The following is a 16,867-nucleotide window of genomic DNA, read 5'->3' as shown; positions in this document are numbered from 1 at the left end:
GCGGTGGCGCTACGGACGCCACAGCGGATGCTCCCGGTCCGCCCACTCCCGGCTCACCGAGCCCGTCCGCAGTCCCCGCCTGGCCTCCGGGTCCCCCAGGGCCATCCCGATGTGGCCGGCCAGGACGATGCCGATCGTCAGGGCCAGCCAGTCGTGGACGAAGGTCGCGCTGGTGCGCCACATCAGGGGGGTGAGGTGGGTGAACCACATCATGAGGCCGGTGGCGAGCATGACGAGGGTGGCGCCGGCGATCCAGGAGGCGTAGAGCTTCTGGCCGGCGTTGAACTTGGCGGCTGGGCGCGGACCGGGAGCACGGCGGCGCGCGGCACGGAGCCAGACGCGGTCGTGCGCGCCCCAGCGGTTCAGCCGGCCGACGTCCGCGCGGAAGGCCCGGGAGGCGAGGCCCGCGAGGACCGGGATGGGCAGGAGCAGGCCCGTCCACTTGTGGACCGTCACCAACAGGGCCCGGCGGCCGACCAGTTCGGCGAGCGCGGGGACGTAGAGGCAGGCGGCCGTCGCCACGCAGATGCCCATCAGTACGGCCGTCGTGCGGTGGATCCAGCGTTCGGCGGGGGTGAAGCGCCGGACACGGGCCTCCGCCTGAACGGGTGGCTCCTCAAGTCGTTGGTTCATCGTCCCGCCCGTTCGATCGGCCCACCCACGCGTCGATGTCGTAGCCCCGCTCTTCCCAGTAGCCGGGCTCGACCTTCTCCGTGACCTCGATGCCGGAGAGCCACTTGGCCGACTTGTAGAAGTACATGGGGGCGACATAGAGGCGTACCGGGCCGCCGTGGTTGTGGCTGATGTCCTTGTCCTGCATGCGGAGGGCCACGAGGACGTCCGCGCGGCGGGCCTGCTCCAGCGTGAGGCTCTCGGTGTACGCCCCGTCGAAGCAGGTGAAGCGGACCGCGCCGGCCGAGGAGCGCACCCCGGCCGCGTCCAGCAGCGCGGAGAGCCGTACGCCCTCGAAGGGGGTGTCGGGGACGCGCCAGCCCGTGACGCACTGGACGTCCTCCACCATCCGGGTCTGGGGGAGGGCCCGCAGGTCGGCGAGGGTGTACGAGGCCTGCTTGTCGACCAGGCCGCCGACGGTGAGGCGGTAGTTCTTCGCGTTCTTGCGGGGGACGGACGACGTCACCGAGTAGTAGCGGAAGCCGCCGCCGTTGGGGAGCAGTCCGGTCAGGCCGGTGGGGTCCTTCTGGGCCGCCTCGCCGAGGAACCCCTCCAGACCGCGCTGGAGGACGGGCGCGGAGACCACGCCCAGGGCGCCGAGACCGAGGGTGCCGAGGAGGATCCGGCGGCCGATGGGAGCGCCGCGTTCCGGTTCCCTGTCCTCGGGGTGCTCCGGCGGTGCTTCCCGCGCTTCGGGATGTTCAGGGTTCACCCACTGATTCGAACATCCGCCACCCCGGTCAGGCCAGGGTTGGCGGATGTTCGTCAGGATTCCGTCACTTCTGCGAGGGCCTCAGGCCGTCGCCTTCGCCGCCGCCCGGCCCGCCGTACGGCCGGAGAACAGGCAGCCGCCGAGGAACGTGCCCTCCAGGGAGCGGTAGCCGTGGACGCCGCCGCCGCCGAAGCCGGCGGCCTCGCCCGCCGCGTACACACCGTCCAGCGGGTCGCCGCCCTCGGTCAGCACGCGGGACGACAGGTCGGTCTCCAGGCCGCCGAGGGTCTTGCGGGTGAGGATGTTGAGGCGGACGGCGATGAGGGGGCCGGCCTTGGGGTCGAGGATGCGGTGCGGGGCGGCGGTGCGGATGAGCTTGTCGCCGAGGTAGTTGCGGGCGCCCCGGATCGACATGATCTGGAGGTCCTTGGTGAAGGGGTTGGCGACCTCACGGTCCCGGGAGACGATCTCGCGGCGCAGTTCGGCCTCGTCGATCAGCGGTTCCTTGGTGAGCGCGTTCATGCCGCGGACCAGGGAGCCGAGGTCCTTCTCGACCACGAAGTCGACGCCGTTGTCCATGAAGGCCTTCACCGGGCCGGGCACGTCCGCGCGGGCCCGGATGAAGACGTCCTTGATGGACTTGCCGGTCAGGTCGGGGTTCTGCTCGGAGCCGGAGAGCGCGAACTCCTTGCCGATGATCTTCTGGTCGAGCACGAACCAGGTGTAGTCGTACCCGGTCTTCATGATGTGTTCGAGGGTGCCGAGGGTGTCGAAGCCGGGGAAGAGCGGGACGGGCAGTCGCTTGCCGCGCGCGTCGAGCCAGAGCGAGGACGGGCCGGGCAGGACGCGGATGCCGTGGTTCTCCCAGACGGGGTTCCAGTTCTGGATGCCCTCGGTGTAGTGCCACATGCGGTCGCGGTTGATCAGGCGCGCGCCCGTTTCCTCGGCGATGGCGAGCATCTTGCCGTCGACGTGCGCGGGCACGCCGGAGATCATCTTCTCCGGGGGGCTGCCGAGGCGCTCCGGCCAGTTGGCGCGGACGAGGTCGTGGTTGCCGCCGATGCCGCCGGAGGTGACGATCACGGCCTGGGCCTTCAGTTCGAAGGCGCCGGTGACGTTGCGGCCGCTGGCCTGGCCGCGCTCGATCTTCGAGGGTTCGAGGATCTGGCCGGTGACCGTGTCGACGGCGCCCGAGCCGCGCGAGAGGCCGGTCACGCGGTGCCGGAACTTCAGCTGGACCAGGCCCCGGGCCACGCCTTCCCGTACCCGCCGCTCGAAGGGTGCGACGAGGCCGGGGCCGGTGCCCCAGGTGATGTGGAAGCGCGGGACGGAGTTGCCGTGTCCGTTGGCGTCGTAGCCGCCGCGCTCGGCCCAGCCGACCACCGGGAAGAACCGGACGCCCTGCTGGTGCAGCCAGGACCGCTTCTCGCCGGCCGCGAAGTCGACGTACGCCTCGGCCCACTTGCGCGGCCAGTGGTCCTCCTCGCGGTCGAAGGCGGCCGTGCCCATCCAGTCCTGGAGGGCGAGGGCGTGGCTGTCCTTGATCCGCAGGCGGCGCTGCTCGGGCGAGTCGACGAAGAAGAGTCCGCCGAAGGACCAGTGGGCCTGGCCGCCGATCGACTGCTCCGGTTCCTGGTCGAGGAGGATCACCTTGCGGCCCGCGTCGACGAGCTCCGCGGTCGCCGCGAGCCCCGCGAGGCCCGCCCCGATCACGATCACATCTGCGTCGTACGACATGGAGGACGTCCTCTCGGGAACGAGTCAGGCGAGCGGGGGCGGCGGGCCAGGGCAGGCCGGGCGCCGCCCGGCGCTTTGTTACTGACCGGTCAGCAGCTTTGGCATCAGATCCTTCGGCACGGAAGTGACCTAGTCAACTGCCCGGATGTGTCTCCTCTTACGGACAGCCCACGGCCGGGTGGCTAGAGTCCCGAGGACAGACACCTTGTCCCTTTTGTCCCCTGTCGATCACCCGAGGTACCCCGCGTGTCGGTTCTCGTCCTGATCCTTGCCGTGAGCGCAGCCTGCTGTCTGGGTTTCGGTTTCGTCCTTCAGCAGCAGGCCGCAGCGCACGCCCCGCTGAGCGACTTCCTCTCGCCCCGACTGCTCCTCGACCTGATCCGGGTGCCGCGCTGGCTCGGCGGGATCGGGCTGATGGTGTGCGGCATGGCCCTGGGCGCGGTCGCGCTCAGCCAGGGCGAGGTCACCCTGGTGGAGCCGCTGCTCGCCACCAATCTCCTCTTCGCGCTCGCCCTCTCCCGTAGGCAGACCCGGCAGCCGCTGGGCCGCCAGGGCTGGGCCGGGCTCGTCCTGCTCGCGGGCGGGGTCACCGCGTTCATAGTCGCCGGACAGCCGCGGGGCGGCGCCGCGACCGGCGGGTCCTTCCGGCAGTGGCTGATCATCGGCGTGATGCTGGGGCTGGCGTTCCTGCTCACGGCCTACGCGAAGCGGTCCCGGCTGAGCGCCGCGCCCGTCCTGCTGGCCGTGGCGGCCGGGCTCCTCTACGGCGTCCAGGACGCGCTCACCCGGGTCAGCGGGCAGCTGTTCGCCGGGGGCGGCTGGGGCGGGCTGCTCACCTCGTGGCAGCCGTACGGGGTGGTGCTCATCGGGGTGACCGGGCTGCTGCTCGTACAGAGCGCCTTCGAGGCCGGCCCGCTGCGGATGTCCCTGCCCGCACTCACCGCCGCGCAGCCGCTGGCGGGGATCGCGTGCGGGGTGGGGTTCCTCGGGGACCGGCTGCGCATGGACGCGGGTGCGCTCGCGTGGGAGGCGGCGGGGCTCGTGGGGGTCGTCGTCGGGGTGGTTCTGCTCGGCATGCACCCCGCGATGCCGGGTGGCTCCGCCAGGGTGCGGGCGGTCGAGCTGCAGCGGGGGTGAGGTGTGCGCGCCTGCCCGCGCGCTGCCTCGGCTTCTTCGCCCGATAGCGCGGGGATTCGGGTCGTTCGGCGACTACGGGTCCGGTGGGGGCTTGTCGCGCAGTTCCCCGCACCCCTGAAAAGCAGGAGCCGCGCCCCGTGCGTTTCGCCCTCGGGGGCGCCGGGAGCGCTTGGATGTACGTATGAGCGCCGCCGACGAGATTCTTGACATCGTGGACGAGAACGACCAGGTCATCGGGCAGGCCCCGCGTGGGGAGGTGTACGCGCGGGGGATGCGGCATCGGGCCGTGTTCGTCCTGGCGCGGGACGCCGAGGGGCGGATCTTCGTCCATCGCCGTACGGCCACGAAGCTGATCTTCCCGTCCTTGTACGACATGTTCGTGGGTGGCGTCGTCGGCGCGGGCGAGTCCTACGACGACGCGGCGCTGCGGGAGGCCCAGGAGGAGCTGGGCGTCTCCGGCCTGCCGAGGCCGGCCCCGCTCCTCAAGTTCCTGTACGACGACGGGTCCGGGCGGACGTGGTGGTCGGCCGTGTACGAGGTCCGCTGCGAGCTGCCGGTGGACCCGCAGGCCGAGGAGGTCGCCTGGCACGGGTTCCTGGCGGAGGCCGAGGTCGAGCGGCGGCTGGGCGAGTGGGAGTGGGTGCCGGACGGAGTGGCGGCGTGGGAGCGGTTGCGAGGGGTTCGGGGCGTGCTTCGGGAGGTGGGGTGACGCCGGGGGACCGGGCCCTGAGGCGCGGCCGCGACCGCGCGACGAACCGACCGGTAATGTCCTGTACGTGATCGAATTTATACGGAACGTCCGGCTCTGGTTCATGCCGGAGGAGATCCGGGAGGAAGGCGCGACGCCCGACTACCGGTTCTCGCTGGCGAACGAGCGGACCTTCCTGGCCTGGCTGCGGACCGCGCTCGCGCTGATCGGCGGCGGCTTCGCGGTGGACCAGTTCCTGCCGGATCTGCGCTGGGGCTGGCGCGTAGGGCTGGCTCTCGCACTGCTCGCGGCGGGGGTGCTGTGCGCGTTCCGGGCGGTCAACCACTGGGTGCGGTGCGAGCGGGCGATGCGGCGCGGGGAGGACCTGCCGGTCTCACGCTTCCCGGCGGTGCTGGGCCTGGTGGTGGCCGTCGTCGCGATCGCCATGGTGGTGGTCGTCCTGCTCGGGTGGGAAGGATGACCCCTCGGCCCGACGCCGTCGAGCGGGACCCCGGCCTCCAGCCCGAGCGGACCCGGCTCGCCTGGCGCCGTACGACCCTCACCGGCGCCGCGGTCGCCGTACTCGCCGCGAAGTCCGCGCTGCACGGCGGGCCGTCGGCGGCCGGAGCGGTTGCCGGAGCGCTCTGCGCGGTGCTGTGGCTGGGCTTCCTGGGGCTCGCCCACCGCCGTATCCACGACCTGGTGGCCGCCCGCCCGCTCGTCCTCACACCCCGGATCGCCGCGGCGGCCGTCCTGTGCACGATCGCCCTCGCGGTGTGCGGGGCGGTCCTGGTGCTCTGAGACTCCGGCGGGGAGCCCGAGGGGCGACGGGCAGCGACCGGGCCGACCGAGGCCGGGCAAGCCTTGGGATGTCCTTGGAGTTTCAAAAAGGAATAACCGGGACTTCTATGCCTAGCCTGGACAGGTCACCCCCGCACCACCGAAGGCGAGCACGATGACCACCCTGCACCAGGAACACCCCGTCCACGACCACGCCCACGGTCCCACCTGCGGACACACCGCCGTACGGCACGGCGACCACACCGACTACGCGCACGACGGGCACCTGCACCGCGAGCACTCCGGGCACTGGGACGAGTGCGAGCCCCGCTGGCACACCGCGCACAACGGGCACACCCACGAGCACGGCGACGGCTGCGGGCACGAGACGGTCCCGCACGGGGACCACATGGACTTCGTGCACGACGGTCACCGGCACGCCGCGCACGACGGACACTGGGACGACCACTGACGGCTCCCCGACGGCCGCAGCGCTGACGGCCGGCGGCGGCGCCACCACCCGCGCCGTTTCCGTATACCCCGGTTTCCTGCGGATCGTCGCCGACTGGCAGGCTCTGCACATCAGTTGGCGACGACCCCAGGGAGCCCCCCATGACCGCAGGCGAGCCGTACACGGTGGAGTTGGCCGAGGACGTGTACGCGTATGTGCAACCGGACGGGGGATGGTGTCTGAACAACGCCGGATGGGTGAGTGACGGCGCGAGCACCCTGCTCGTGGACACCGCGGCGACCGAGCGGCGGGCGCGTGCGCTGTCCCGGGCCCTTGAGGACACGGCGGTCCCGGGGCCGGGGCTCCTGGTCAACACCCATCACCACGGGGACCACACGTACGGCAACAAGGAGTTCATGCCGGCCACGATCGTCTCGCACGCGGCCTGCCGTCGCGAGGCGCTGGCCAGCGGACAGCATCTGCACCCGCTCTGGCCGCAGACCGACTTCGGGGACGTTCCCATCATGGGCGCCGACATGACATTCACGGACCGTACGACCCTGCATGTGGGCGACATCGAGGCCGAGGTGATCCACCCGGGCATCTCGCACACCGTGGGCGACTCCTTCGTCTGGCTGCCGCACCGCCGGATCGTGTTCACCGGGGACCTGGTCTTCGAGGGCGGGACGCCGTTCTTCCTGATGGGTTCGCTGAGCGGCTCGCTGCGGGCCCTGGAGATGCTGCGGGAGCTGGGCGCCGAGACCGTCGTACCGGGGCACGGGCCGGTCACCGACCCCGCCGCGTTCGACCGGGCCGAGCGGTACATCCGGTTCGTGGCCGATGTCGCCGAGAAGTCCCACGCGTCCGGGCTCACGCCGCTGGAGGCGGCCCGGCAGACCGACCTCGGGGAGTTCGCCGAACTGCGCGAGAGCGAGCGGCTGGTGGCGAACCTGCGCCGGGCCTACGCCGAGCTGGACGGGGAACCCGAGGGTGAGGGCGTGGACCCGTTCGCCGGCTTCATGGACATGGCGACCATCAACGGCGGAGAGATGATGACCTGCCACGCCTGACACGCGGAGGCACCACCGGCCCCATTGAGGAAAACGCGGAAGACGCGGAAGACGCGGAAGACGCGGAAGACGCGGAAGACGCGGAAGACGCGGAAGACGCGGAAGACGGATCCGGCCGTACGGCCGGATCTCGTCGAGACCCCGGTCACTTTGACCCTGCCCACTGGACGACATACCGACCGGTCGGCATCATGGTCGGGTCCGGCCCGGTCAACCCGCGTGTAGGAGCGAAGATGCACCCAGACCACCCGCCAGGTCTCGACCCCGACCGGCTCCGCGCCCTGCTCGACGCCGAGCGGCCCGGACTCGTGGGCGGTCCGCTCACCGGCCGGCTGATCGAGGGCGGGCGGTCCAACCTGACGTACGAGGTCACGGACGGCGCCGCGAAGTGGGTCGTACGGCGGCCGCCGCTGGGCCATGTGCTGGCGACCGCGCACGACATGAAGCGCGAGCACCGGGTGATCAGCGCCCTGCACCCGACGGTCGTACCGGTGCCGCGTCCGGTGCTGCTCTGCGAGAACCCCGAGAACGGGGCCGTGCTCGGCGCGCCCTTCTACGTCATGGACTTCGTCGAGGGCACCCCCTACCGCACGGCCGAGCAGCTGGCCCCGCTCGGCCCGGAGCGCACCCGGGCCGCCGTGCTGGGCCTGGTCGACACCCTCGTCGAGCTGCACGCGGTGGACCCCGCCGAGGTGGGCCTCGCCGACTTCGGGCGCCCGGAGGGCTTCCTGGACCGGCAACTGCGGCGCTGGGGCAAGCAGTTGGACGCGTCGCGCAACCGCGAGCTGGCCGGCATCGACGAGCTGCACGCGGCCCTCGGCCGCCAGCTGCCCCACTCCCCCGCCCCGACCGTCGTGCACGGCGACTACCGGCTCGACAACGTGCTGCTGGGTGACGACGACCGGATCAGGGCGATCCTCGACTGGGAGATGTCCACGCTCGGTGATCCGCTCACCGACCTGGGCCTGCTGGTGATGTACAGCGTGCCGCTCGAAACGCCCGACTCCCCGGTCTCCACCACCGCGGCGGCCGCCGGGCACCCGGATCCGGCCGAGATCATCGAGCGGTACGCGGCCCGCTCGGGCCGCGATGTGTCCGCCGTGTCCTGGTACACCGCGTTCGCCTGGTTCAAGCTCGCCGTGATCCTGGAGGGCATCCACTACCGGTACACGCTCGGGCAGACGGTCGGCCGCGGCTTCGACCGCATCGGCGACCTGGTCCCCGTCTTCATCGAACACGGCCTGACGACTCTTCGCGCCGGCTCCCAGGAGGGCTGATCCACCATGGATTTCGCATTCGACGCCCGTACGGAGGAGCTGCGCGCCAAGCTCCTCGCCTTCATGGACGAGTACGTCTACCCGGCCGAGGCCGTCGCCGAGGAGCAGCGGGCGGCGCTGGCCTCGCCGTGGGACACGCCGGCCGTGGTGGAGGAGCTGAAGGCCGAGGCCCGCAGGCAGGGGCTGTGGAACCTGTTTCTCCCCGACTCCGAGTACGGGGCCGGGCTCACCAACCTGCAGTACGCGCCGCTCGCCGAGATCACCGGGCGTTCCCCGCATCTGGCGCCCACCGCGCTGAACTGCGCGGCGCCCGACACCGGGAACATGGAGGTGCTGACGCAGTTCGGCGACGCGGCGCAGAAGAAGCAGTGGCTGGAGCCGCTGCTCGCCGGTGAGATCCGGTCAGCCTTCGCGATGACCGAGCCGGAGGTGGCGTCGTCCGACGCCACCAACATCACCACGCTGATCGAGCGGGCCGACGACGGCACGGACGAGTACGTCGTCACCGGACGCAAGTGGTACATCTCCGGGGCCATGAACCCCGACTGCCAGATCTTCATCGTGATGGGCAAGACGGACCCGGACGGCGCCGACATCCGCCGTCAGCAGTCGATGATCCTGGTCCCGCGCGACACGCCCGGGGTCACCGTGAAGCGTGCCATGAAGGTCTTCGGGTACGAGGACCACTACCACGGCGGGCATGCCGAGGTGGTCTTCGACCACGCTCGCGTGCCGGCGTCGAATCTCATCGGCGAGGTGGGGGGTGGCTTCGCCATCGCTCAGGCTCGGCTGGGTCCCGGGCGGATTCATCACTGCATGCGGCTGATCGGTATGGCCGAGCGGGCGATCGAGCTGATGTGCCGGCGGGCGGTGGCGCGGGAGGCCTTCGGCAAGGCGCTGGCCCAGCAGGGGGTTGTGCACAACTGGATCGCCGACGCGCGGGTGGCTGTGGAGCAGCTGCGGCTGTTGGTGCTGAAGACCGCGTGGATGATGGACACGGTGGGTAACCGGGGGGCGCACACCGAGATTCAGGCGATCAAGATCGCTACGCCTCGGGCGGTGGTGGACATCATCGATCGGGCCATTCAGTTGCACGGGGCGGGTGGGGTGAGTCAGGACTATCCGTTGGCGGATCTCTATGCGGGGGCGCGGACGCTGATGATCGCGGACGGGCCGGATGAGGTGCATCAGCGGTCGTTGGCTCGGCGGGAGTTGAAGAAGTACGTGTGACGCGCGGGGCGGGCGGTTGGGGGTTTCGCCCCCGCCGCCCCTGCCCGTCCCTCCCCCATCCAGGGGCGCTGCCCCTTCGACCCCGGATTTCGGCTGCCGGTTCGGTGGGGGCTTGTCGCGCAGTTCCCCGCGCCCCTAAAAACGAAAAGCAGGGGCTGCGCCCCTGCTTTTCGTTTTTAGGGGCGCAGCGCTCGTAGGAGGAGGTCGGCCAGGTGGTCGGCTACCTCTTGGGGGGGCATGGGGCCGTTGGGGCTGTACCAGGTGGAGAGGTGGTGGACTGAGCCGAAGTGGTAGTCGACGACCAGGTCCGCGGGGGTCGCCTTGGAGAAGACGCCGGACTCCTGCCCCTCTTCGATCAGCGCGCGGAAACGCTCGTGGTAGCGGCGGCGCTCCGCGCGGACCTGCTTGTTCTTCTCGGGGCTCAGGTGGTGCATGGAGCGGAAGAAGATCATCGCGTCGTCGAGGTTGTCGATGGTGGTGACGACGACATCGGCGGCGGCACCCCGCAGCCGCTCCTCGATCGGCGCGTCCGCCCCCGCGAAGGCGTCCAGTCTCTCCTGCTGAACGCGCAGTACGCGGGCGTACACCTCGTGCAGCAGGTCGTCCTTCGAGCCGAAGTAGTGGTAGAGCGCGCCCTTGGTGACGCCGGCCGCCTCGACGATCTCCTGCACGGAGGTGCGGTCGTAGCCCCGCTCGGCGAAGAGGCGGGTGGCGGCGGCCAGCAGCCGCTGCGGGACGGGGGTACCGTCCCCGTCCGTGGTCCTGGGCACTGCCGCCACCCGCCTTCCGGGGAGTTCTTGTCACCTACTGGTCGTCCGCCGGAGGATCATCCCACTTCCGGGCCTGCGTGTGCCGAGCAGGGCGGTCAGCCGGTCGTCTCCCACTTCTGCTGGATGTGGTTCATGTTCGTCAGCCAGCGCTCCGGATCGGCGGCCCGCGCCTCGTAGAAACCGGCCACCTCGGGGTGCGGCAGGATCAGGAAGCGGTCCTTGTCGATGCCCTCGAAGAGCGCGTCGGCCACGTCCTCCGGCTCGATGGCGGTGGGGGTCAGCACCAGGTCGCCCGCACTTCCGGCGGCCGTCAGCATGTCGGTGCGCACCCCCTGGGGGCAGATCGCGTGGACCTTGATCCCCCGGTGCCGGTAGGTGAGGGACAGCCATTCGGCGAAGGCGTACGCCCCGTGCTTGGTGACGCTGTACGGCGCCGCGCCGATCATCGTGAGCAGCCCCGCCGCCGAGACCGTGGAGACGAAACGGCCGCTGCCCCGCTCCAGCCACGCCGGCAGCAGCTCGTGGGCCGCCCGGACGTGCGCCATCACGTTCACGTCCCAGGCGAGCGCCCAGACCGTCTCGTCCGCCGCCTCCGTGCCTCCCGAGGCGAGCCCGGCGTTCGCGCAGTACACGTCCACAGTGCCGCCGAGCGCCTCCTGTGCCTCGCCGATGATCGCGGACGCGTCGCCGGGTACCGCGATCCCGCCGATCTCCCCGGCCACGGCCTTCGCCCGGTCGCCGTCCAGGTCGTTCACGACGACCCGGGCCCCCTCGGCGGCGAACCGCCGGGCCAGCGCGGCCCCGATCCCGCCCCCGGCCCCCGTGACCACCACTCCCGCACCCCGCACGACACCCACCACCGGTCTCCTTCGACACGAACGGCCCAATATCCGGCCCCAGACTAACCGGTCGGTATGTCATGGAGAAGGGGGCGCCCACAGCCGCGTCCCCAAGGAGCGCGGGGAACTGCGCGGCCGGGCCACACCCGGCCCGCTGACTACAAACCACACGCGGAAGCACATAGCTTGCATACACACCGTTTCCCGCGACCCGCGCCCCGGAGGTCACCCCCATGCACCTCTCCCGCCGCACGCTCCTCGCCGCCACCACCACCGCCGCCGCCGGCATAAGCGCCCCTCCCCCGGCCCTGGCAGCCCGCCCGGAGCCCCGGACGGGCTTCGAGCAACTGGCCGCCGGCGGCTATCGAACCCTCGCCGGCCAGAAGGTCGGCGTCGTCACCAACCCCACCGGCGTCACCAGGGACGCCCGTCACATCGTCGACGTGATGCACGCCGACGACCGGGTGGACCTCAGGGCCGTCTTCGGGCCCGAGCACGGCTTTCGGGGTACCGCGCAGGCCGGCGGCTCCGAGGGCCGCTACGACGACCCGGCGACGGGACTGCCGGTCCACGACACGTATCTGAAGAGCGGCCGCCCCCTCGCGGACGTCTTCACCGCCTCCGGGGTGGACACGGTCGTCTTCGACATCCAGGACGTGGGCGCCCGCTTCTACACGTACGTCTGGACGCTGTACGACTGCATGGAGGCGGCCCAGCTCGCCGGAAAGAGCTTCGTGGTGCTGGACCGGCCGAACCCGGTGACCGGGCGGAGCGCCCAAGGGCCCGTGCTGCACAAGGAGTTCGCGACGTTCGTCGGGCGGCAGCCGATCTCGCAGGCGCACGGGATGACGGTGGCGGAGCTGGCGCGGCTGTTCAACGGGGAGTTCCTCACCACGCCCGTACCGCTGGAGACGGTTCTGATGTCGGGGTGGAAGCGGTCGCGGTTCTACGACGACGCCGGGCTGCCCTGGGTGCCGCCGAGCCCGAACATGCCGACGCCGGACACGGCGCTCGTGTACTCGGGGACGTGTCTCTTCGAGGGGACGAACCTGTCGGAGGGGCGCGGCACCGCCCGGCCGTTCGAACTGCTCGGCGCGGAGGGCGTCGACCGGCGGTGGGCGGCCGCCGCGAACGGACTCGGCCTGCCCGGCGCGCACTTCAGGGAGGCGTACTTCGCGCCCACGTTCTCCAAGTTCCAGGGGAAGACCGTCGGGGGCGTACAGATCCATGTCCACGACCGGGCCGCGTACGACCCCGTGCGTACCGGGATCGGTCTCCTCGTGACCGCCAAGCGGGTGTGGAGCGGCTTCGCCTGGCGTGCGGACAACTGGATCGACAAGCTGACCGGTTCGGCGCGGGTGCGGACGATGATCGACGCTGGGGCGGACACGGACGAGGTCGTCGCGGGCTGGCAGGACGAGTTGGCGGGCTTCCGCAGGGTGCGTGAGGAGTACCTGCTCTACCGATGACGGGCACAGGCCGTACGTGACGTATGGCCTTCCTACGCCGTTGGCAGGACCATGCGCCTGGGCGCACCACCAACGGGGGCCGAAGGGGGCTCGTCATGGCGGATCCGGAAATGAGCGTGTCTCCCTACTGGGAACTGACCTTCGACGCGGACGGGGACGTGGACGCCGGTCAACGGGACCGGCTGCTCGGCGGGGTCGGCAAGCGCGGGGTCGTGGACCTGGTCGTCTTCGCGCACGGCTGGAACAACGACAAGTCCGGTGCGACCAGGCTCTACAGCCGCTTCTTCGCGCCGTTCCCCGCGCTCGCGCCCGAGGCCCGGCTCGGGTACGTCGGGGTGCTGTGGCCCTCGATGCGGTTCTCGGACGAGCCGATCCCGGACATCAAGCCGGTCCCTGCCGTGGCGCCCAGCCGCCCCGCGCTCGACAAGAACACCCGGCACGCGCTGCTGGAGGTGTTCCCCGGGCGCGCCACGATCGTGGAGCAGCTCGCACGGCTGCTGGACCAACGGCCGGACGAGGGCGCCTCGTTGGACGAGTACGGGCGGCTGGTACGGCTGCTGGTGGAGGTACCGCCGCAGGGACCGCAGGGCGCGTTCACGGCGGACACGATCGCGGAGGGGGTGCCGGAGGGCACGCCCGGGATGCTGTGCGGGGACGCGGGGGCGGTGTGCGCGGACTTCGCTGCGGCGCTGGCGGAGGTCGAGGGGACCGGGGTGATGACCGGGGCCCCCGTCAGTTCGCCCCAGGCCTGGGACGGCGCCCATGAACTCCTGCGCCAGGCCACGTACTTCGCGATGAAGCGCCGGGCGGGGACGGTCGGCGAGCGTGGGCTGGGACGGCTGCTCGGGCAGCTCGCGCGGACCGCGCCGAATGTGCGGGTGCACCTGGTCGGGCACAGCTTCGGCGCGCGTCTGGTGTCGTTCGCGCTGCGCGGGCTGCCTGAAGGAGTGCGCACGGTGAAGTCGGTGACGCTCCTTCAGGCGGCCTTCTCGCACTACGCGTTCGCCGCGCGGTTGCCGCACGATGAGCGGGCCGGGGGTGTGCTGAACGGCCAACAGAAGCGGGTCGACGGCCCGTTGGTGTGCTGTCACTCCCGGCACGACTCGGCCCTCGGCACGATCTATCCGCTCGCCTCCCGGATGGCGGGCGACTCGCGGGCGGTCGTGGGCTTCGGTATCGGCAGTGTCCTGGGCGCCAAGTGGGGCGCGCTCGGCTACGACGGGGTCCAGGCGGTCGAGGGCACCCGCTCGTTCAAGCTCGCCGACGCCCTCAGGGCCCAACTGCCCACGTCCGGCTGTGTGAACATCGACGCGGCGGCGGTGGTGAAGCGCGGCGGCGCACCGTCCGGGGCGCACAGCGACATCTGCCACCGGGAACTGGCACGGGTGGTGCTGGCGGCGGGCCGCGTGAAGTGACGGTGGCCCGAGCGGCGACACGGCCCAGGGGGCCTGTACTCGCCGGGCCCGTCATCGACGTATCCGAGCGGGCCACGACCTGACGGCGTTCGTCTACATTCTTCCGGAGCACCGGAAGGGAGAGGCAGGTTGATTGAGGGCGGCAGCCCCAACATCGTGGGCGGTGACGCGGTGGTCAAAGGACCACTCGTCCAGGCCGGAACGATCAGGGACATCCACTTTCATTCGGCGTGCTGAGCTACTTCATGCTCGCCGACGAGATCCGTGTGACCACGTGCCGGATGGGAGCGGACGGTGTTCCGGGGCCGGTGCTCGAGGTGTCCATCTGCGGGCCGGGGCATCTGTTCAGGATCGTGCGGACCGCGGCGCGTGGCAGCGAGCCGGGGACGCGCGTACGGCTCTATCTGCGGGCCGACGTCGACCCTGGTTCCTGGTCCAACGTCGATGTGCTGGAACGTCTCCTCGCCATCGCCGAATTCCCCACGACCGCCCGGCACGGCGCCGTGGCCAGTGTCTGGGAAGCTGGGCGGCTCAAGACGAGGCAGGACACGAGCCACCGGGAGGGCTTCGAGCTCAACGCGCACGGACACCACGTGTACTGGCCGCCCGACTCCGTTGATCCACAGGTCGTCTGGTGCGAAAAGGGTGGCGCCCTCCTGGTGGACGGCCTGCTCGTGGAGCCGACGGTCCGCAAGGGCGTGCTCTCGTCGAGTGGCTCCGGGCTGACGGGCGCCGTCGTCAATCTCCGCGGCGATTCGTCCCCGGCCCGGCTGTCGGTGGACCGCAGAAACGTCATCGACGACGTGGCCTCGACGGTCTCGGAACTGCTGGAGACGGCCACCTGCGTCCTCACGCGAGGCGATGCGCCGCTGGCGACCTTCGAATGGCTCTCCGCCGTGGCCGACGGCAGTGCGACGCTGGGCGACATCGTCACGTCGACGTTCACCTCGGACGGCAGGGAGATGACATTCCAGGGGATGGTGTTCGGCGACGCACAACACGGGTTCTTCCCGGCCGATCTCTTCCTCGTGCCGAGCAACCGCTATGGCGAGACCCGGGGTTACGCCGGTTCCTGGGACCGTCCGCACGGGTACGCCCCGGACCACATCCATCTCTGGAGAGTTCTCGCCCGTCGCCCGCGCGCGGCCCTGCGGAAGCTGGCCGAACTGTGTCCGGAGATCGAGGACGCCGGGCCCCTGCGCAGGCCGACACCGTCCGACCAGTGGCTCCTCCAGACCTCCGGCGGGGGCCGATCCTGGCGCGAAACCGCGCCGGGTCTGAGGAACATGGCGAGTGCGGCCGACACCTTGCAGTGGACCGGACGCGAGGTGGCCCAGCGGCTGACCGACCTGGGATTCCCCGCCCACGATCCTCGGTACTGGTCGGACGACGCCCAGCTCACCACGGCCGACAGCGCGGCGCTCGACGGAAGACACCCCGCTTCCCTCTCCAGAGCCGAGCCCGTGACGTCCGCCGATCTCATGCTGGCGACCGAGCGCACCAGGAAGGGCGTCACCGCGACAGCCGGGTTCCTCCGGGGCTTCGGGCTCCACGTGGCGGACGACATCGTGGCGATGTGCGAGGCGGCCGAGAAGGACGACCTGCTCTGGCTCAACCCGGAAGACAGATCGGCGGGCTGTCTCGCACCCGATGCCGTGGTCCCCCTCGGACACATCGCGCATGCGAGCGTCAGGCTGGACATCCCCGTGCCCCAGGTGTGTCGCATGCTCGCGGCACACGGTCTGCGGACCGATGCCGGTCGGCTGCCGGAGCGCCCGTCGGAGGAGACCCTTGTCCTGCTGGGCACCGACGGGAAAGGGAGGCGACCCTGGCTGGACGGGACCCAGCCGCCACCGCCGGGTTATGTGCTGGACGTGGCGGAGCGGCTTGAGCTGGAGCCGTCAGAGGTGTTGACGAAATACGACGCCCTCGGATTCGCACGTCCCGAGCCGTTCCCCGCCGATGCCACCCCTGACGACATCTGGCTGCTGTACGACGAGCTCTACGGTGGGTTCCTCACCCGACAGGACCGCTTGACGTACGGCCATGTGTTCAGCCAGGCGGAGGACCTGGAGGAGGTGCGTTACAAGCTCGGCAGGCTGCGCGCCTACGGCTTCGACGTCCCCATGGACGTTCCGCCTCGTCCGACCGGGCTGGACCATGAGATCTTCCACGAGAACGGCCCAGGCAACTGGTGGCTCGTCGATGCGGGAGACGTCGTGCCGCTCAGTTTCGTGCTGCTGGCCGCACATGAAGCAGGGGTCAGTCCGACCTCTGTCGTGAAGCGACTGCACGCCTACCACATCCCCACATCTCACGACGGCCTGCCGAAGGGCCTCTCGTTCAGCGAGGCACTCAGGCTCATGCGCGCGCATGAGTTGGACGAGGGAGACACGCCGGAAGTCCAACAGTTCCCTCTCCAGTACCTGCTCGAGACCGCGCTGCGCAAACGCACCGGCATCGCGAACATCGCCTCACTGCTGCAACAACTCGGCATCCCTGTCCCCGACCCCGCCGAGACGATCAGAACGGCCCTGGCACACGTGCCGCGTCCCGCGCCCCACTAGTCCGGGCGTGGCACACGGAGACCTCCGATGCGGTGAAGGTCCGGACACACCGC

General features: G+C 70.8%; 16 protein-coding genes. 11 read left to right on the top strand and 5 right to left on the bottom strand.

Translation table 11 applies throughout. From position 1 onward, the window contains the following. Positions 1-9: 9 nt before the first annotated feature. The 3 genes from I8N67_RS15500 to I8N67_RS15490 form a co-directional block, all read right to left on the bottom strand. Positions 10-633, bottom strand: coding sequence for a cytochrome b/b6 domain-containing protein (locus I8N67_RS15500; protein ID WP_200303679.1), 624 nt, complete (start codon positions 631-633; stop codon positions 10-12). Continuing rightward, positions 617-1,384 carry a molybdopterin-dependent oxidoreductase gene (locus I8N67_RS15495; protein WP_200303678.1) on the bottom strand — a complete coding sequence of 256 codons (768 nt, stop codon included), beginning with the start codon at positions 1,382-1,384 and terminating at the stop codon, positions 617-619. The genes I8N67_RS15500 and I8N67_RS15495 overlap by 17 nt, the downstream gene beginning before the upstream one ends. Positions 1,385-1,465: 81 nt before the next feature. Then, positions 1,466-3,121 (bottom strand): FAD-binding dehydrogenase, encoded by a 1,656-nt coding sequence (locus tag I8N67_RS15490; RefSeq protein ID WP_200303677.1) that lies wholly within the window; start codon positions 3,119-3,121, stop codon positions 1,466-1,468. A gap of 246 nt (positions 3,122-3,367) precedes the next feature. Between I8N67_RS15490 and I8N67_RS15485 the strand changes: the two genes are divergently transcribed. The 8 genes from I8N67_RS15485 (at position 3,368) to I8N67_RS15450 (ending at position 9,754) form a co-directional block, all read left to right on the top strand. Then, on the top strand, positions 3,368-4,258 hold the full coding sequence (locus tag I8N67_RS15485) for a DMT family transporter (protein WP_200303676.1): 891 nt from the start codon (positions 3,368-3,370) through the stop codon (positions 4,256-4,258). A 181-nt stretch (positions 4,259-4,439) separates the two neighbouring features. After that, entirely contained in the window at positions 4,440-4,967 is a 528-nt protein-coding gene (locus tag I8N67_RS15480) for an NUDIX hydrolase (protein WP_200303675.1), read from the top strand. 67 nt (positions 4,968-5,034) lie between these two features. Continuing rightward, positions 5,035-5,427 carry a YidH family protein gene (locus tag I8N67_RS15475; RefSeq protein WP_200303674.1) on the top strand — a complete coding sequence of 131 codons (393 nt, stop codon included), beginning with the start codon at positions 5,035-5,037 and terminating at the stop codon, positions 5,425-5,427. Continuing rightward, entirely contained in the window at positions 5,424-5,747 is a 324-nt protein-coding gene (locus I8N67_RS15470; protein WP_200303673.1) for a DUF202 domain-containing protein, read from the top strand. The genes I8N67_RS15475 and I8N67_RS15470 overlap by 4 nt, the downstream gene beginning before the upstream one ends. A gap of 154 nt (positions 5,748-5,901) precedes the next feature. Beyond that, positions 5,902-6,198 (top strand): hypothetical protein, encoded by a 297-nt coding sequence (locus tag I8N67_RS15465; RefSeq protein WP_200303672.1) that lies wholly within the window; start codon positions 5,902-5,904, stop codon positions 6,196-6,198. Positions 6,199-6,338: 140 nt separating this feature from the next. Continuing rightward, complete coding sequence (locus tag I8N67_RS15460; RefSeq protein WP_200303671.1) at positions 6,339-7,247, top strand: MBL fold metallo-hydrolase; 909 nt, start codon at positions 6,339-6,341, stop codon at positions 7,245-7,247. Positions 7,248-7,480: 233 nt separating this feature from the next. Continuing rightward, entirely contained in the window at positions 7,481-8,524 is a 1,044-nt protein-coding gene (locus I8N67_RS15455; RefSeq protein ID WP_200303670.1) for a phosphotransferase family protein, read from the top strand. Positions 8,525-8,530: 6 nt separating this feature from the next. Next, positions 8,531-9,754 carry an acyl-CoA dehydrogenase family protein gene (locus I8N67_RS15450; RefSeq protein ID WP_200303669.1) on the top strand — a complete coding sequence of 408 codons (1,224 nt, stop codon included), beginning with the start codon at positions 8,531-8,533 and terminating at the stop codon, positions 9,752-9,754. A gap of 176 nt (positions 9,755-9,930) precedes the next feature. On the opposite strand, the gene I8N67_RS15445 is transcribed toward I8N67_RS15450, so the two are convergent. After that, entirely contained in the window at positions 9,931-10,524 is a 594-nt protein-coding gene (locus I8N67_RS15445) for a TetR/AcrR family transcriptional regulator (protein ID WP_200303668.1), read from the bottom strand. 95 nt (positions 10,525-10,619) lie between these two features. Then, positions 10,620-11,384, bottom strand: coding sequence for an SDR family oxidoreductase (locus I8N67_RS15440; protein ID WP_200303667.1), 765 nt, complete (start codon positions 11,382-11,384; stop codon positions 10,620-10,622). A 212-nt stretch (positions 11,385-11,596) separates the two neighbouring features. Between I8N67_RS15440 and I8N67_RS15435 the strand changes: the two genes are divergently transcribed. The 3 genes from I8N67_RS15435 (at position 11,597) to I8N67_RS15425 (ending at position 16,814) form a co-directional block, all read left to right on the top strand. Then, positions 11,597-12,832: an exo-beta-N-acetylmuramidase NamZ family protein gene (locus tag I8N67_RS15435; protein ID WP_200303666.1), complete on the top strand. Its 1,236-nt coding sequence runs from the start codon at positions 11,597-11,599 to the stop codon at positions 12,830-12,832. A 95-nt stretch (positions 12,833-12,927) separates the two neighbouring features. Continuing rightward, positions 12,928-14,247: a serine-threonine protein kinase gene (locus I8N67_RS15430; protein ID WP_200303665.1), complete on the top strand. Its 1,320-nt coding sequence runs from the start codon at positions 12,928-12,930 to the stop codon at positions 14,245-14,247. Positions 14,248-14,477: 230 nt separating this feature from the next. Beyond that, positions 14,478-16,814 (top strand): wHTH domain-containing protein, encoded by a 2,337-nt coding sequence (locus I8N67_RS15425; RefSeq protein ID WP_200303664.1) that lies wholly within the window; start codon positions 14,478-14,480, stop codon positions 16,812-16,814. The last annotated feature ends 53 nt before the right edge of the window (positions 16,815-16,867 follow it).

Origin of the sequence: Streptomyces adelaidensis (assembly GCF_016598475.1) — a bacterium.
In the GTDB taxonomy this organism is placed as follows: domain Bacteria; phylum Actinomycetota; class Actinomycetes; order Streptomycetales; family Streptomycetaceae; genus Streptomyces; species Streptomyces adelaidensis.
Note: the sequence above shows the minus strand (reverse complement) of the source record. Positions and strands in the feature narration are given on the sequence as shown.

What these genes read in the sequence shown, in the direction of transcription:
- I8N67_RS15500 (WP_200303679.1), bottom strand. Translation starts at nt 633, where the DNA reads ATGAACCAACGACTTGAGGAGCCACCCGTTCAGGCGGAGGCCCGTGTC.
- I8N67_RS15490 (WP_200303677.1), bottom strand. Translation starts at nt 3,121, where the DNA reads ATGTCGTACGACGCAGATGTGATCGTGATCGGGGCGGGCCTCGCGGGG.
- I8N67_RS15480 (WP_200303675.1), top strand. Translation starts at nt 4,440, where the DNA reads ATGAGCGCCGCCGACGAGATTCTTGACATCGTGGACGAGAACGACCAG.
- I8N67_RS15470 (WP_200303673.1), top strand. Translation starts at nt 5,424, where the DNA reads ATGACCCCTCGGCCCGACGCCGTCGAGCGGGACCCCGGCCTCCAGCCC.
- I8N67_RS15465 (WP_200303672.1), top strand. Translation starts at nt 5,902, where the DNA reads ATGACCACCCTGCACCAGGAACACCCCGTCCACGACCACGCCCACGGT.
- I8N67_RS15460 (WP_200303671.1), top strand. Translation starts at nt 6,339, where the DNA reads ATGACCGCAGGCGAGCCGTACACGGTGGAGTTGGCCGAGGACGTGTAC.
- I8N67_RS15455 (WP_200303670.1), top strand. Translation starts at nt 7,481, where the DNA reads ATGCACCCAGACCACCCGCCAGGTCTCGACCCCGACCGGCTCCGCGCC.
- I8N67_RS15450 (WP_200303669.1), top strand. Translation starts at nt 8,531, where the DNA reads ATGGATTTCGCATTCGACGCCCGTACGGAGGAGCTGCGCGCCAAGCTC.
- I8N67_RS15435 (WP_200303666.1), top strand. Translation starts at nt 11,597, where the DNA reads ATGCACCTCTCCCGCCGCACGCTCCTCGCCGCCACCACCACCGCCGCC.
- I8N67_RS15430 (WP_200303665.1), top strand. Translation starts at nt 12,928, where the DNA reads ATGGCGGATCCGGAAATGAGCGTGTCTCCCTACTGGGAACTGACCTTC.